Annotated in this window: 20 protein-coding genes; 8 read left to right on the top strand and 12 right to left on the bottom strand. The window is 69.8% G+C overall.

The features are described 5' to 3' along the window. Nucleotides 1-142: 142 nt before the first annotated feature. The 4 genes from ACFUUZ_RS30805 to ACFUUZ_RS30820 all read right to left on the bottom strand — a co-directional run bounded on the left by ACFUUZ_RS30805 (nt 143) and on the right by ACFUUZ_RS30820 (nt 2,596). Nucleotides 143-397 carry a hypothetical protein gene (locus ACFUUZ_RS30805; RefSeq protein WP_378702404.1) on the bottom strand — a complete coding sequence of 85 codons (255 nt, stop codon included), beginning with the start codon at nt 395-397 and terminating at the stop codon, nt 143-145. Between the two features lie 185 nt (nt 398-582). Further along, the gene (locus ACFUUZ_RS30810) at nt 583-1,386 is read right to left on the bottom strand and encodes a ParA family protein (protein WP_378702406.1); all 804 of its coding nucleotides are present in this window, start codon (nt 1,384-1,386) and stop codon (nt 583-585) included. Nucleotides 1,387-1,753: 367 nt separating this feature from the next. Beyond that, complete coding sequence (locus ACFUUZ_RS30815; RefSeq protein ID WP_378702408.1) at nt 1,754-2,272, bottom strand: hypothetical protein; 519 nt, start codon at nt 2,270-2,272, stop codon at nt 1,754-1,756. 60 nt (nt 2,273-2,332) lie between these two features. Then, complete coding sequence (locus ACFUUZ_RS30820; protein WP_378702410.1) at nt 2,333-2,596, bottom strand: hypothetical protein; 264 nt, start codon at nt 2,594-2,596, stop codon at nt 2,333-2,335. Between the two features lie 128 nt (nt 2,597-2,724). Between ACFUUZ_RS30820 and ACFUUZ_RS30825 the strand changes: the two genes are divergently transcribed. Both ACFUUZ_RS30825 and ACFUUZ_RS30830 read left to right on the top strand, forming a co-directional pair. Further along, entirely contained in the window at nt 2,725-2,931 is a 207-nt protein-coding gene (locus ACFUUZ_RS30825) for a hypothetical protein (protein ID WP_378702412.1), read from the top strand. Nucleotides 2,932-3,091: 160 nt separating this feature from the next. Beyond that, on the top strand, nt 3,092-3,301 hold the full coding sequence (locus ACFUUZ_RS30830) for a hypothetical protein (protein WP_378702414.1): 210 nt from the start codon (nt 3,092-3,094) through the stop codon (nt 3,299-3,301). Nucleotides 3,302-3,826: 525 nt separating this feature from the next. Here ACFUUZ_RS30830 and ACFUUZ_RS30835 read toward each other — a convergent pair. After that, entirely contained in the window at nt 3,827-3,985 is a 159-nt protein-coding gene (locus ACFUUZ_RS30835) for a hypothetical protein (RefSeq protein ID WP_378702416.1), read from the bottom strand. Between the two features lie 499 nt (nt 3,986-4,484). Between ACFUUZ_RS30835 and ACFUUZ_RS30840 the strand changes: the two genes are divergently transcribed. After that, nucleotides 4,485-4,697 carry a hypothetical protein gene (locus ACFUUZ_RS30840; RefSeq protein WP_378702417.1) on the top strand — a complete coding sequence of 71 codons (213 nt, stop codon included), beginning with the start codon at nt 4,485-4,487 and terminating at the stop codon, nt 4,695-4,697. Nucleotides 4,698-5,037: 340 nt separating this feature from the next. On the opposite strand, the gene ACFUUZ_RS30845 is transcribed toward ACFUUZ_RS30840, so the two are convergent. The 3 genes from ACFUUZ_RS30845 to ACFUUZ_RS30855 form a co-directional block, all read right to left on the bottom strand. Further along, complete coding sequence (locus tag ACFUUZ_RS30845) at nt 5,038-5,580, bottom strand: hypothetical protein (RefSeq protein WP_378702419.1); 543 nt, start codon at nt 5,578-5,580, stop codon at nt 5,038-5,040. A 417-nt stretch (nt 5,581-5,997) separates the two neighbouring features. Further along, on the bottom strand, nt 5,998-6,372 hold the full coding sequence (locus ACFUUZ_RS30850; protein ID WP_378702421.1) for a hypothetical protein: 375 nt from the start codon (nt 6,370-6,372) through the stop codon (nt 5,998-6,000). A 49-nt stretch (nt 6,373-6,421) separates the two neighbouring features. After that, complete coding sequence (locus tag ACFUUZ_RS30855; RefSeq protein ID WP_378702423.1) at nt 6,422-6,745, bottom strand: hypothetical protein; 324 nt, start codon at nt 6,743-6,745, stop codon at nt 6,422-6,424. 160 nt (nt 6,746-6,905) lie between these two features. Here ACFUUZ_RS30855 and ACFUUZ_RS30860 point away from each other — a divergent pair, with 160 nt between their 5' ends. Both ACFUUZ_RS30860 and ACFUUZ_RS30865 read left to right on the top strand, forming a co-directional pair. Next, on the top strand, nt 6,906-7,136 hold the full coding sequence (locus ACFUUZ_RS30860) for a hypothetical protein (protein ID WP_378702425.1): 231 nt from the start codon (nt 6,906-6,908) through the stop codon (nt 7,134-7,136). Nucleotides 7,137-7,141: 5 nt separating this feature from the next. Then, nucleotides 7,142-7,711, top strand: a complete 570-nt coding sequence (locus ACFUUZ_RS30865; RefSeq protein ID WP_378702427.1) for a hypothetical protein — start codon at nt 7,142-7,144, stop codon at nt 7,709-7,711. A 7-nt stretch (nt 7,712-7,718) separates the two neighbouring features. Here ACFUUZ_RS30865 and ACFUUZ_RS30870 read toward each other — a convergent pair whose 3' ends face one another. From ACFUUZ_RS30870 to ACFUUZ_RS30885, 4 genes are all read right to left on the bottom strand, one after another. Next, nucleotides 7,719-8,030: a replication protein RepB gene (locus tag ACFUUZ_RS30870; protein ID WP_378702429.1), complete on the bottom strand. Its 312-nt coding sequence runs from the start codon at nt 8,028-8,030 to the stop codon at nt 7,719-7,721. Between the two features lie 7 nt (nt 8,031-8,037). After that, entirely contained in the window at nt 8,038-9,033 is a 996-nt protein-coding gene (locus ACFUUZ_RS30875; RefSeq protein WP_378702431.1) for a replication initiation protein, read from the bottom strand. Between the two features lie 180 nt (nt 9,034-9,213). Then, nucleotides 9,214-10,458 (bottom strand): hypothetical protein, encoded by a 1,245-nt coding sequence (locus tag ACFUUZ_RS30880; protein ID WP_378702433.1) that lies wholly within the window; start codon nt 10,456-10,458, stop codon nt 9,214-9,216. Continuing rightward, entirely contained in the window at nt 10,458-11,282 is an 825-nt protein-coding gene (locus tag ACFUUZ_RS30885; RefSeq protein WP_378702435.1) for a GntR family transcriptional regulator, read from the bottom strand. The genes ACFUUZ_RS30880 and ACFUUZ_RS30885 overlap by 1 nt, the downstream gene beginning before the upstream one ends. A gap of 191 nt (nt 11,283-11,473) precedes the next feature. Here ACFUUZ_RS30885 and ACFUUZ_RS30890 point away from each other — a divergent pair, with 191 nt between their 5' ends. The 3 genes from ACFUUZ_RS30890 to ACFUUZ_RS30900 form a co-directional block, all read left to right on the top strand. Next, the gene (locus tag ACFUUZ_RS30890; RefSeq protein WP_378702438.1) at nt 11,474-11,632 is read left to right on the top strand and encodes a hypothetical protein; all 159 of its coding nucleotides are present in this window, start codon (nt 11,474-11,476) and stop codon (nt 11,630-11,632) included. Further along, nucleotides 11,629-11,901 (top strand): hypothetical protein, encoded by a 273-nt coding sequence (locus ACFUUZ_RS30895; protein WP_378702440.1) that lies wholly within the window; start codon nt 11,629-11,631, stop codon nt 11,899-11,901. Before ACFUUZ_RS30890 ends, ACFUUZ_RS30895 begins: the two co-directional genes overlap by 4 nt. After that, a partial coding sequence (locus tag ACFUUZ_RS30900) for an RRQRL motif-containing zinc-binding protein (protein WP_378702442.1) occupies nt 11,898-12,277 on the top strand: 380 nt, incomplete at its 3' end. The genes ACFUUZ_RS30895 and ACFUUZ_RS30900, both read left to right, overlap by 4 nt.

The raw sequence follows: 12,277 nt of genomic DNA on the forward strand, positions 1-12,277 counted from the left end.
CTGGCGGCTGCATCGGGGCGCCTGCCCCGGGCCCCGGCTGCTCGCCGCAGGGGCAGACCTCTCAGAGAGCCGGGGGCGCTCAACTCCCGGTCGGCGGGTCTACCGCAGCTATCAAGCGGTTATACGACGGGCGATCGGGTGGTTACTTCATTCCCAGCGCGGTCCGGATGGAGTTCGGGGTCCGGTCGAGGTCGATCCCGCTACGGGCGCAGGCCTCGGCGATGAATTCGGCGAGCAGCTCGGGCGGGGTGCCGCGATCGATCGCGGCATCGATCTCGGTGGCGAGCTCGCGCAGCCTCTCCTCGGTCCGGGCCGCCGCGGCTGCCCAGGCGTAGGCGGCGTCGCGGGCGAGCTTGCGGCCGCGGGCTTCGGCGCGGTCCCGGCTGCGGCCGCGCACGGCTGCCGGTGCTGCTGCAGCTGGCGGCGCGGTTCGCGCGGGAGGTGGTTCGGCCGGCGCCGCGGCGGCGGGTGCGGGGGCCGGTTCCGGCGGCGGCGGTGGCGCGGTGGGTGCGACCCGGGCCGGGGCGGACCAGGCGGGGTGTTCGTCGGCGAGGGCGGAGCGGCGGCGCCGCGGCTGGCCGGTCATGCCGCGGTCTTGCCGAGCAGGTGCGCGGAGATGGGCTTGAGCACGTCGTCGCCGAGCACGCGCAGCCGGGTCGGGCCCTCATCGAGTCCGAGACCGGCGTCGAGGGCGTCTTTGATGCCGACCCACAGCGGGATCTTGTAGTCCAGCCACACGGGCACGTCCGGGAAGTGCCGGGCCATTCCCTCGGCCAGGTCTTCGGCGGTGCGGGCTTCGTTGGCGGTGCCGCGCCACTTGTTGACGATCGTGCCCGCGATCTCAAGGTTGGGGTTGTGGTAGTTCCGGACCCCGGCCAGGGTGCGCCCGAGCAGCGCCAGCCCGTCCGCGCTCCACCGGTCGGCTTCGGTCACCAGCACCGCAGCGTCGGCGGCGGTCAGGGAGTTGATCAGCAGCAGCCCGAGCGCGGGTGCGTTGTCGATCAGCACCAGGTCGTAGTCGCCGCGCACCTCGGCGAGTGCTTCGCGGAGGCGGTGCTCGCGCCCGAAGGGCGCGGCGCCGATCTTCGCCTCGGCCACGGCGAGAGTCTGCCCGCCCGGTGCGAGGTCGATCCCGTCCCAGATGCTCGGCACGATCACCTCGCGCAGCGCCACGTCGGTTTCCGGGATCACCGCGTCGGCCAGGCCGATGCTGTCGCCCTCGATCGGCTCCCGGATCAGGGTGCTGGTGGTGTTGCCCTGGGAGTCCATGTCCAGGACCAGCACCCGCGCACCGTGGTAGACCAGCGCGGCCCGGGCCAGGCACAGCGTGGTGGTGGTCTTGCCGACCCCGCCCTTCTGGTTCGCCAGCGCGACAACTCGGCTCATGCCCAGCACGATCGCACACGCCGGGCTCGTGGGCGAGCGGACACGCATACCCGCGCCCTCGTGGTCGCGCGTCAGCGTGGACGCAAGGCCGTGCGTCCGTGTATACGCGCGCACGCGCGGCCGCGCGGCCGCGCGACAGCGGGCGCGAGGCAATGCCCCATCCTTCCGAGCGTTGAGAGTTCGAGGCCCGGACCGCAACGACCCGGCGAGCTCCCGGTGGCCGGCCGCGGAGGGCGTGCTCCTGGCCGTGGCACCGGCAGCGGTGAATCGTCTGCCTTGCGCTTACAAGGGCAGCGCTCTACTTCTGCCCGCGCCTTGATGCCGGACCCGGCTGCGTGGCGGGGCGCCCGGGGCGGCCGGCCGGCCGCTACGTGACGACGGCGGCGTTGGTGCGGATCCAGCTGGCGCGGCCGCTGGCGATCATCTCCAGCGCGGCGTCCGGGTCTCCGGCGGCGGTGCCGGTGATGACGACGAGCCCGCGCTCGGGTGGCCTGGCGTCGAGTTCGCGGTGCCAGTCGTCGGCGTCGAGGTCGAGGGTGCCGTTGTAGATCGGGCCGAGGGGGTCGGGGCCGACGATGCGGACCAGGCCCTGCTCGGGCAGGAAGGTGGTGCCCCACTCCAGGTCGACCTCGCCGGGGAAGGGGTCGGCGAGGTCGAGGGTGGTGAGCGGGTGGGCGCCGTGGTGGCGCAGGGCGCGGGCGAAGGCGTCGTCGGCGTGCAGCTCGCCGTCGCGGCCGAGGAGGCTGGCTTGGAAGCGGACGGCGAGGATCAGGACCGGCTCGCCGAGGAAGGCCGCGAACAGGGTGCTGTCGGTGATCTCCGGCGGGGCGGTGCCGCCGGGGCCGACCATGAACACGCCGCTGCTGTCGTCCCCCGGGGTCTGCACCCGGCGAGGATACGGCGCGGCACCGCGGGCGGGTTGTCGGTCGAACGACCGACGCCGCGGCTACTGCCCGACCGGCTGCTCGCCGTCCGGGAGGGTGGCCGGGCGGAGCCGGTCGGGTTTCACGGTGGTGGTGAAGCTGCCGGTGATCGGGTGGGTGTAGCCGACGAAGTAGATCTCGACGGGGCCGTCCGCGCTGGCGCGGTAGGCGTCCTCGATGACGCCGGTGTGGCGGACCGCGTCCGGGTCGTCGGCGGTCAGCGGGCGGCCGTGGCGGTCCTCGAACCACTCCACCGGGGTGCCCGGCGGGTATTCCTCGAGATCCATGCAGGCGAGGGTAGACCCGACGTTTACCCGGCACGGCTGTCCGGTGCTGGAGGAGGCTGGGCTCGACGGGCGCGGGCGGTGTGGGGGAAGGCAAGTTGCTCGGCCGGTTGGAGCACTACGACAACCGGGTGGACTACATCTACGACAAGGACATAATCGCTTCTTTGTTCGGACGCGACGTTGGCTGCAGGGTCTTCTCGCACACCCGCGAATTCCGCGTGTTCGCTGGGGATCTCGCGGGCGAGGGCTTCGCGCATGTGGTCGCCGCGGTGATGCTGATGGCCTTTTCGGGGGTGTATGGGCACCCGCACGGGGGACTTGTGTTCCGCCTGTGAACTAGACTCCGAGCCAGCCCGAATCGGATGCGTTTTACCTTCCGGCTCCGGGTGCACGACGACCTCCTCCCGGTTCCCGCGGGATCGGGAAGTCCTCCGACCTCCGGCCGCTTGCGGCCGGGCCGTCAGGCGGGCAGTCGCGCACCGCATGGAGGTGGTTATGGAAGATCGCGAAGAGCCGGGTGTCCCGAAGGTGACTCCACCCTGGTGGATCCGCCTGTGGGACTTGCTGGTGGACGTGAGCCGCGTGGGCTCGTTCGGCATGGCGGTCTACGAGTTCTCGAACTCGGACGTGGACGCCAGCCGGGCGGTGCTTGCCGCCCAGCTGGCGTCAGCAGCCGTACGCGCGGTGATGGAGTTGCTCGCCTAACCGCACGTACTTCACCGGCACGGAGCCCGTCGTCAGGTCTGCAGCCTGCGGCGGGCTTCGCCCGTTTCCGGACGTTGTGCGTAATCAAGGTAGCGCGTAACCCATCCCCGGACCACCGGAGGCCCTGTCATTTTGTGACTCCGGTCACCGGCAAAGCTGGAACCGGGTGAGATGTAGGTTACAGGAAAATTCCCCCTTATACCCGCCTTGAGCTGCGCAAACATCCGGAATGACGTTTTCGTTACCCTCGGCAATCAGATGATTGATAGCCATTCTGCACGGTGACAAAGTGGCGCTTGTTACGCAGTGGGTTCGCGCGAACATCGCGCGAACTTCCCGCGAAACGAAACCCTGTTACGCAGGAGGGCATCACCGCCGCCGGAGTTGTCCTGGAGGGGGTGCGTGTCGACACAAACTGACCAGCCGGACTGTCCGGGATCCGGTCGGCGTAGGCACCGCGCCGCGTGCTGCAGCTGCCTTCGCCCGGGGTGCGGCGGGGATGTCCGGGCCTGGATCGGTGGCGAGCTACTCGTAGTCGTAGCCGTCGTACCAGCTGGGGTCGTTGCGGTCCGCGGCCGCGGCGGCGCGGTCGTCGAATCCGGACTGCGCGGTGGCCGAGTCGGGGTCGCGCTCGGCGGCGGCGCCGATGCGGTCGGCGGCGTCGTGGTCCATGGGAGTGCTCATCGGGCTCACAACCTCTCGATCGGGTTGCGACCGGCCCGGGCGGGGCGCTCCGGGTGGCCGGCCGCGACAACGGGGGTCACCAGCTCCAAGCATCGAACGCACTGCACCTCGGAGATCCCCATCGCGTGGACGCCGAAACCGCGCACTTTCCACCGCTCGCCGGCGCGCGGGAACGCTGGTTCCGCTGCTGGGTGAGGGTGGTCGGAAGTGACGCTGTCCGCGCTACTACTGCCAGCGTCACCGAGCGATGCCACACCGTTACCCCCAGATGCACTAGGTGTGGCCGGTCAGTGTGGTCCAGGTCACTGGGGGGGGGGGTCGAGGGGTGGTCACGACAGGGGAGTGGCGTCCGGGCGAATCGCGGAGCGGGGTGGTCGACGGCTGCGGAGAGCGGGAGGCGGGCGGGAGTTGTCCCCAGGGCGCGAGTTGTCCCCAGGGTTCGGTGGTGCCCTGGTCGGCCGGGGAGGTGGGGCGCCGCAGCGCTCTACCGTCCCGGGGCATGACCGATGTACCGAACTCCGCCGCCCCGTCGAATCCGTCCCCGGAGCTGCCGCACGCGCGCGCCTGGCTGCCGTTCCTGGCGGTGCTCGCGCTCGCGGTGGCGCTCGGGGTGCCTGCCGGGCTCCTCGAGGGCTGGGACGCCGGGCTCGGCGTCTTCACCGCGGTGCTGGCGCTGGGCCCGCGCAGCGGCCGCGCGGGCGAGCACGGCTGAGCGTGCCCCGATCGGCGGTGCGGTGCGCGGGCGCCGCGGTGGCGCCGGATGGGGCGTGCGGGGTCAGTTCGGGATCTGCCCGTCTCGGACACCGCCAAACCGCCCGCCGAGCGGGTTGGTGCCGGTACTTCGGCAACTGCGCGGCGCGCGGCTTCGGCGTCGAACACGGTGGCCGTTTCTGTGGATTCACGACAGAGTGCAAGAGGTGTGTGCCGGTGTCGCGGTTGCGCGTGCGTAGGCATGGCGTGGGTGTGCCGTAGGTGTGTGGAGCGCGCGGCGGCGCGGAGCCGCGGCTCGGCGGGGGTGGAGCGCGGGGTCGGAGTGAGCCCGCGCTGTGCGCTTACCGGACGACCTTGAGCTTCGACCAGCGTTCGTGCGCGGACTGACGGCTCATCCCGGCGGCGCGGCCGATGGTCTCCCAGGAGGCGCCTTGGGCGCGGGCTTCGCGCACGGCCTCGGTGAGGGCGCGCTGCGCGTCGGCAACCTCGGCGGCGGCCTGCTGGACCGGGAGCACCGCATGGAAGGGGGCGTAGTGGCGTGACCAGTCGTCCATGGCGAGGTCTTCGCAGTCGTCGGGCATCGAGTGGTAGTGCTCGGGACCGCTGTAGACCCGGCGGGCTTCAGGGAGGTGGTCGGCGGGGTCGGTGACCCGGTCCCATATCGGCCCGCGCCAGCATTCGCGGCCGTGGTCGTCGGTGCAGACCGCGAACCAGCCGACGATCTCATCCACGGTGCGGGGCTGGCGCGCGCCACGGTCGAGCCTGGTGCCGTCCGGCCGGGTGTCGGCGATCGGGCCGCCCTCCCAGCCCGAGCCGGACATCTCATCGGCGAACACGTACATGACGTAGCCCTCGTGGCGCCCGTCCTCGCTCTGCGCGCTCATGGAATTCCCCCTTCGATCGGTGTCAGGATTTCCTGACATTCTATCGCACGTCAGGGATTCCTGACAGGTGATTCGGGGGTGGATTACCCCCCGGATTACCCCCTGGATTAGCGCAGGGAAGGGGTCCAGGGGGTAATCCAGGGGCTGGTCCAGGGGGTAATCCGGTAGCTGGGCCAGGGGGTAATCCACCCCCAAACCGCACCGTGACCTGTGGGAATGCTGTCCTGCCCCGTCCCCTTCGTTCGCGAGCTCGGCGATTCGAAGACCACCCCCTCTCTGCGGAGGGGAGAACAGACAGGGGGTGGTCTTCCAACCGGGGACGGGGCAGGACAGCAACGAGACGGGCGGGAAATCGAGAAGTTGGAGGGAAGAACGGCGGCGTGGATCCGGGCTCATCCTGAGCTCGATGAGTTCTGGCTAGCGCAGCTCGCGGGCGAGCAATACGCGGAACTCGGCGAGGTAGTGCGGGGTCGGATCACACCGGTCGGGGCCGGCGGCCGAGGAGGCGAGTCGGTGGCGGCGGCCGTCGTAGACGTAGAAGTACTCCCAGTCCCCATCCGGGGCGATGTTCAGCGCCATCTCCGGATCGGTGCGCCAGCCGCGCATCGGCAGCCGCCAGCGTCGGCGCGCCAGCCCGCGCAGGGGTAGGCCCCGCTCGGTGGCCAAGGGGATGAACTCACGCACGAGCCGATCCATCTCGGTCCAGGTCTCACGGGATCGCCCCAGCTGCTCGGCGGCCGTGCCGCAGCTCGCCGCCGCGGGCTGGAAGCACCCGTCCTCGCTCGCCGCCATGGGCGCCCTTCCCGTTCTACGCCCAGCCCTTGCGATTACGCCGTCCGGATCAGCGCACGGGATGCTGGCGGCCCGCGCTGTTCCAGCCCTTCGGGTCGGAGTCCTTGACCACGGCGGGCTTGGCCAGGTGTGGCCGGCACTCGTAGCACGGGACCGGCTGGCCGGTGCGGGCGTCGAGGCCGCGGAAGCCCCGGCAGTTCGGGTCTCCGCACTTGGTGGCGCGGTCTTCCTCGCCCTGCAGCAGCTCGGGTCGCTGCAGGATGTCGCCGACCAGTTCCAGTCCGGCGCGCAGCCGTGCGGTGAGCTGGTCGACCAATTCCAGCCCGGCTACCAGATCCGAACGGAGAGCCATGAGTTCGTCGTGGCGATTCATCGTCTGTCCCTACCCCGGGCCGGGCGGTAGCCGCTCGGCGTTCCTCGCGCCTATTGGTGTGGCCGCGATTCTTTCACGGGCCAGTCGCAGATCCGCAGCGGCAGCGCCGAGGTCGGACGCGGCCGCCGATCGTGGCGCGGCTCGCGCCTAGGGTGTACGGATGCAGATCAACCTGCCCCTGATGCTTACCGGTGCGATTCCCCTGGGGGAACTCGAACAGTTCATCAAGACCGCTCGTGATCTCGGTGCCACGGACGAGACTCCGATCGAGATCAAGGCGTTGGAGAACTACGACGACGTCCTCGACGGGCTGTTCTTCGACAGCGAATCGCTTCGTCGCCCGGAGCCCGGAAGCGGGGAACGCCAGGCGACAGCGCAGGCTTCATCCTGACCGTCGTGAGCGCATGGCTGGCGCAGCAACCCGCCGAGTTGGCGACCGTGGGATGGAAAGATCTCGGGCCCTTCGCCGCCGGGCTCGGAACCCTGCTGGCGGCATTCGTCGCCGGTTGGTTCCTCTCGCGCAACAGCAGAAAGTCGCCGTACGACCGCCTGGAGCAGCTCTCTAAGGCCCGCGCCGAATGGCCGGAAGGCATCGAAGGGCGCGAATCGCTGGACCGCTCGATCGACTACGCCCTGGCCCGGATCCGCTCGCTAGAAGGACCAGCGATCCACGTGCACCTCACCGATGAAGCTCGGCGGGCCAACCGTGAGGTTTCGTTAGCTCATCTTTTCGCGGCATTCAAAGGCGTGCTGTTGATAGTGGTGGTCTCGCTTCTCATGCCGCTCGCGCGATGGGCAACAACTCTGTCGTGGTGGCGCGATACTCCCGAAAGCGAGTCGAGTTTCATCCTGGTCGTCACCATGGTTTGCGTTGGCGGCGCGCTATGGGGGGCGTACCAGACGCTGTGGCACGGTGCGCAGTGGTGGCGCTGGCGGCGGCAGTGGCGTCCTTCTGACCCCCGATAAGCTCCGGTTATCGGGGGTCAGAAATCGAACGCATGTGCGACGAATTTTCGGGCGAATCCGAGCCGTCCGGGCCGGGTACGGGGATCCGCAGCAGCGTGGAGACGGAGCCGATGCTGACGCCGAGTACCTCGGCGATCTGCTTGTAGCTCGCGCCGGCCAGCCGCATCTGCTGCGCGCGGCGCCGCTTCTCGACCGCGCGGCCCTCGTAGTCGCTGCGGGGCTCGGCGACAATGTTGCGGACCGAGCGCACGCTGATGCCCATCTGCTCGGCCATCTCGCGCGCGGTCTTGGTACGCCGGATGGGGTGTTCTGCGCCCATGCCTCGATCATCCCTCCAGTGCGGCAGCCAGGAGTGCTGCGCGGTCGATTGCACGCCGCCCGTTGGTCTCGGCGATGGCCGCGCGGCGCTTGTCGGTCATCGTCTGCCCACCGAGCCGCCCGCGGCGGCTCATTTCCTCGTTGCCGGCCTTCTCCGCAGTGCGGCGACCCCTGCGAGTCTGTTCTTCGCTGAAGGTGCGTTTGATGTGCTTCCACGTCCAGCCCGAGACCGATCGGGCGATCTGGCGGACCTCACCGGCCTCCAGTGGTCCCCGCAGGAAGTTGGGCGTGATCAGCTCGACGTTGCGGTCCCACGCGTAGTCGTCGCAGGCGGTGCGCCAGGGGTCGAGCTCGGCGAAGTCGCCGCGGTGGCGGTAGGCCCAGCTGCGGGTGACGTCGAACAGCTCGACGTTGCGGCCGATGTCGGTGCGCGCGAGCTTGCGGCGCCGGTCCTGCACGCCCTTCCACTTCGGCAGCGCCTTGAGCTGGCGCAGCGGCTCGGCGAGATCCCGCATCTGGTAGACGGCCCAGTCCGGCCCGAGCAGCGTCATGTGGTCGCTGTGCCGGGGGTTCTTGGTGATCCGCCGGCCGTAGGCGGCATCACCGCCCAGGACGTCGTTGAGCCCGGCCTCGATCGCCGCGAGCAGGTTCACCGGGCGCCGCGCGGCGGCGTCGGTGAGGCAGACCGGCTTGTCGAGCACGTACCCGATGTGCCCATTTCGCGTGAGCGGATTCAGCGCGATCCAGCTGGGCGCTGGGAGCCCGCACAGCTGCACGATCTCATCGGCGCGGCCGCCGTCGTGGTCGGTGATGACCAGCGACCGCAGCGCGGTCGGATTCGACTCGATGTAGGGCATCGTGAGCGCGCGCTCCCGGGTGGTGCGGTAGTACCCGCCGTGCTTCCGCTTGCCAGCGAGCGGACGCTGCGGCAGCCAGTGCTCCTCGAACGGCAGTGGCGGGGCGTCGATGTCAGCCCAGTCCGCGTCGTCCACCTCGATCAGCATGACTGGAAGCCTGCCCCATCAAAACCGGTTGATGGGGTAGGCACGCCGTACCAGCCTAATCCGGTATTTGTGCTACCCGTGTTCCGTACCACCCGGTCTTGAGCTGATGAAGTAGGAATCCGGAACCAGCCTAATAAGCGCACTTATGCGGTAATACGCATATGCGCACTAGTGCATAAGTCATGAGATCCGGCTTTCGATCTGATCCAGCAGCCAAGCCCGTTTCTCGGCACGGCCGGGAAGGCGATCGAGCGTCTCCTGCACACCGTCGATCTCGAACTGGACCACAGCCAGGGAGCGGGGAGGGAGATCGGTGAGCAGCGCGGCTAGCGGGGTGGCAACGACCCCGGAGGCCCCTGCTCGGACAGAGGGGGCGATCCGTCGGGAAGAGCCGTCCCACAGGGAGAACTCGGGCGCGATGTCGTGGATCTGCTCGATCTCCGACAGCTGGATCTTGGCGAGCTTCCCCCCGGCCGGGAGGCACCCGGCTCTCTTCGCCCATGCCGCGAGTTCAGGGTTCAGGGGGTATCCGAACATCTTCGGATGGCTGTAGATCATGGCTCCGGCGGGCAGCGCCTGGAGGACTTCCTCGGCGGCGAGGCGGCTGTCGGCTCGGAGCACGGCCATCGGAGTCACGCCGCGGGCGGCGGCGGTCGCGAGGTCGTCGCCGTTCCATGTACAGGCCAGGAGTCGGCCGGGATCAACGGCATCGAGCCAGACGTCGAGCACGGCGGTGCGTTCGTCGGCGGTCAGTGCGCCACCGGCCGCCGCGGTGCTGCCGTTGACGAGGAAGAGATCGGTCCAGCCGTCGGCAGCCGCGCTCGCGTAGCGGTGGGTGGCTGCGAGGTCGAGCCGTCCATCGGGGTCCACGAGATGCATGGTCGGGACGACGATCGTGGCCTGGGCGACTCTGGTGGCCTCAGTGATCTGCCAGGCGGAGTGTCCGGGGGAGGCCAGTGATGTGTCGATGTGGAGGTCGGCGAGCGTGAGCCGCGGGGTCGCGTTCCAGACGGCGAGCCGCTCGGCGAGATCGCCGGTGCCGCGCGCCTCGATCCGAGCCTCGGCTACGTCGGCCGGGCACCACAGTTCGACGACAACCCAGCGCGTGGCCGGCGCCGCTGCGAGTACGGCGTCGATCGCTTCCGGCTGCCCGACGTGAACTACCGGGATCCGGCCTGCAGCAAGGATGCGGGACAGCTCGGGCCGGTCGATGACGTAGGTCGACCCGTACCGCTCGTTCGAGTAGATGATGTCGCCCGCGGCGGCCAGCTGCTCGAGGTCGTCTCGCTCGGCCATTCGGTACCCAGCCGTTCGGCCGGGTCCGCGCTTCATGCGCCGGTAGTGCTCGAACTCGGCCCCGAGTTCGGCTGTCACGGTGTCCTTGCCCGCCGCGGGCGGGCCGTAGATCACGACCCCGGTGCCCATCAGTCCGCCAGCGATCGGAGCAGCTGCTCGGCCTGCTCGCGCAGCGGTGGGGAATCGGGGTCGTTCGTGATGATGGTGTGCGGCCATGGCGGCTCGAAGGTCGTGTCGATTCCGGCCACGTACTCGTCCCAGTTCTCCAGCTTCCAGCTGTCGCGGGCCGCGCCGCGGCGGGTGATGTAGGAGTGCATCGACGCGGGCTGGCATCGGATCCACACCACGGTCATGTCCGCGCCGGCGGTGTCGAGCTCGACGCAGGTTCGCCGGAACCATGCCTCGGAGTGGAACTCCTTGATGTACGGCGCGGTGGAGACGGCGGAGACCCCGCACCCGATGTTCTCGCGCACCGCGGCTGCCAGGCACTCGTACTCGGCGGGCCGGACCAAATTCAGGTAGGTGGGCGATTCGCGGTCGGAGGCAGTGCTGCCCAGCTGGACCAGAGCGGTGTCCACCACCGTGCGCGTCAGGGTGTCCTTGTCGAGGATCGGCCAGCCGCTCATTCGGGCCAGTACCCGTCCGAACTCGGTCTTGCCGCTTCCGGCATATCCGCCGACATAGATCACCTGCGGGCGCCCCCGGCGAGGCTTCGGAACTCCGGGCGCCGCAGTATCGCTGACCATCCGTCCGGAGCGGGGACGGCTCACGACCAGGCCCTCCTGCTCCAGCAGGGCCATCGCGTCATTGATCGGCGCCACGCTCACCCCGAACTGCTCGGCGAGCGCTCGCGTACTTGGCAACTTCTGCCCTGGACGTAGCCGTCCGGCCTCGATCTCGTTGCGCAGCTCGCGCGCGATCTGGCGGTGCCGCGCCTCTCCGATGCCCTCCACTCATCCTCCTTTTGGTCGCCCTGAACCTATCAGTTGGTACCCACAGGAATCGTTGAGCAGTCCAGGTCATTCCGTCCGGCCGCCGATTTGTGACCGAAAACCCACCGAAGCCTAGACATCAGACGGCATCAGATTTACCTTGGAAGGCATCAGATAGACCAACTGATGTCTTACGGGGAGAAGGTGATGTCATGAGATCAGGGGTGCTGATGATCGCCGCGCTGGCGTTCGTTCTGGCCCTGGTCGCCGCGCCCGGCCTGGTACTCGGAAATCTCGCCCTGGCCGCATTCGTGTGGCTGACCTGGCGAATGGTGCGCAGCAGCTGGACACGGCGCGGGGTCGGCCGATGATCGGCCCGGTCGTGAAGACCGACGCCGCCGCGGCCCGCGCGATGAGCGGTGCCTTCCGGGCGCTGCCGCCGCAGGTGCAGGCCGCGCTGCTGGTGCTGGGGCTGCTGGCCGGGATGGTCGGGTGCTCGGCGGCGTGGATCGACCAGCAGGACTACGTGCCGTCGCCGAACATCTGCCGCGCCGACGAGGTCGCGCGCACGGACTGCCAGCACGTGCGGCGGGTGCCGGTGCAGCAGCCGATCCCGACCCCGGCGGGGTGGGAGCGGTGAGCGGCGAGCCGGAGTCCTACTCGTGGGGCACGGCGCCGGCGCATCTGCGTACGCGCCGCCAGCTGCAGGCCGAGGGGTTGAGCCCGGCCGGTCAGGACGTGGTGGCGACGGTGCCGCATCGCTGGCGCGGCCGCGAGCAGCAGGCCTTCCTCTACGACGCCCGCCAGGCGGTGCCGAAGCGGCCGGTGTCGGCGGCGCAGCGCGAGGCGCTGGCGGCGGCGACGCGGGAGCGGCAGCTGCGGGCGGCGGAGCGGCGCGGGATCTCGCGCGCCGAGCTGGAGAACGAGGCGGATTGGGATCCGGGCCCGGCCTGGAACACCACCGCCACCGCGGCGCCGGAGGCCGAGGACAGCTGGACCAGCGCGCTGGCCGACTA

The sequence above is a fragment of the Nocardia sp. NPDC057353 genome, from assembly GCF_042667085.1.
Lineage (GTDB): Bacteria > Actinomycetota > Actinomycetes > Mycobacteriales > Mycobacteriaceae > Nocardia.

Excerpts from the sequence above, each read along its gene's own strand:
- ACFUUZ_RS30870 (WP_378702429.1), bottom strand. The coding sequence starts at position 8,030 with ATGGGCGCAGAACACCCCATCCGGCGTACCAAGACCGCGCGCGAGATG.
- ACFUUZ_RS30830 (WP_378702414.1), top strand. The coding sequence starts at position 3,092 with ATGGAAGATCGCGAAGAGCCGGGTGTCCCGAAGGTGACTCCACCCTGG.
- ACFUUZ_RS30840 (WP_378702417.1), top strand. The coding sequence starts at position 4,485 with ATGACCGATGTACCGAACTCCGCCGCCCCGTCGAATCCGTCCCCGGAG.
- ACFUUZ_RS30880 (WP_378702433.1), bottom strand. The coding sequence starts at position 10,458 with ATGGGCACCGGGGTCGTGATCTACGGCCCGCCCGCGGCGGGCAAGGAC.
- ACFUUZ_RS30820 (WP_378702410.1), bottom strand. The coding sequence starts at position 2,596 with ATGGATCTCGAGGAATACCCGCCGGGCACCCCGGTGGAGTGGTTCGAG.
- ACFUUZ_RS30875 (WP_378702431.1), bottom strand. The coding sequence starts at position 9,033 with ATGCTGATCGAGGTGGACGACGCGGACTGGGCTGACATCGACGCCCCG.
- ACFUUZ_RS30835 (WP_378702416.1), bottom strand. The coding sequence starts at position 3,985 with ATGAGCACTCCCATGGACCACGACGCCGCCGACCGCATCGGCGCCGCC.
- ACFUUZ_RS30845 (WP_378702419.1), bottom strand. The coding sequence starts at position 5,580 with ATGAGCGCGCAGAGCGAGGACGGGCGCCACGAGGGCTACGTCATGTAC.
- ACFUUZ_RS30895 (WP_378702440.1), top strand. The coding sequence starts at position 11,629 with ATGATCGGCCCGGTCGTGAAGACCGACGCCGCCGCGGCCCGCGCGATG.
- ACFUUZ_RS30850 (WP_378702421.1), bottom strand. The coding sequence starts at position 6,372 with ATGGCGGCGAGCGAGGACGGGTGCTTCCAGCCCGCGGCGGCGAGCTGC.
- ACFUUZ_RS30855 (WP_378702423.1), bottom strand. The coding sequence starts at position 6,745 with ATGAATCGCCACGACGAACTCATGGCTCTCCGTTCGGATCTGGTAGCC.
- ACFUUZ_RS30860 (WP_378702425.1), top strand. The coding sequence starts at position 6,906 with ATGCAGATCAACCTGCCCCTGATGCTTACCGGTGCGATTCCCCTGGGG.
- ACFUUZ_RS30810 (WP_378702406.1), bottom strand. The coding sequence starts at position 1,386 with ATGAGCCGAGTTGTCGCGCTGGCGAACCAGAAGGGCGGGGTCGGCAAG.
- ACFUUZ_RS30890 (WP_378702438.1), top strand. The coding sequence starts at position 11,474 with ATGAGATCAGGGGTGCTGATGATCGCCGCGCTGGCGTTCGTTCTGGCC.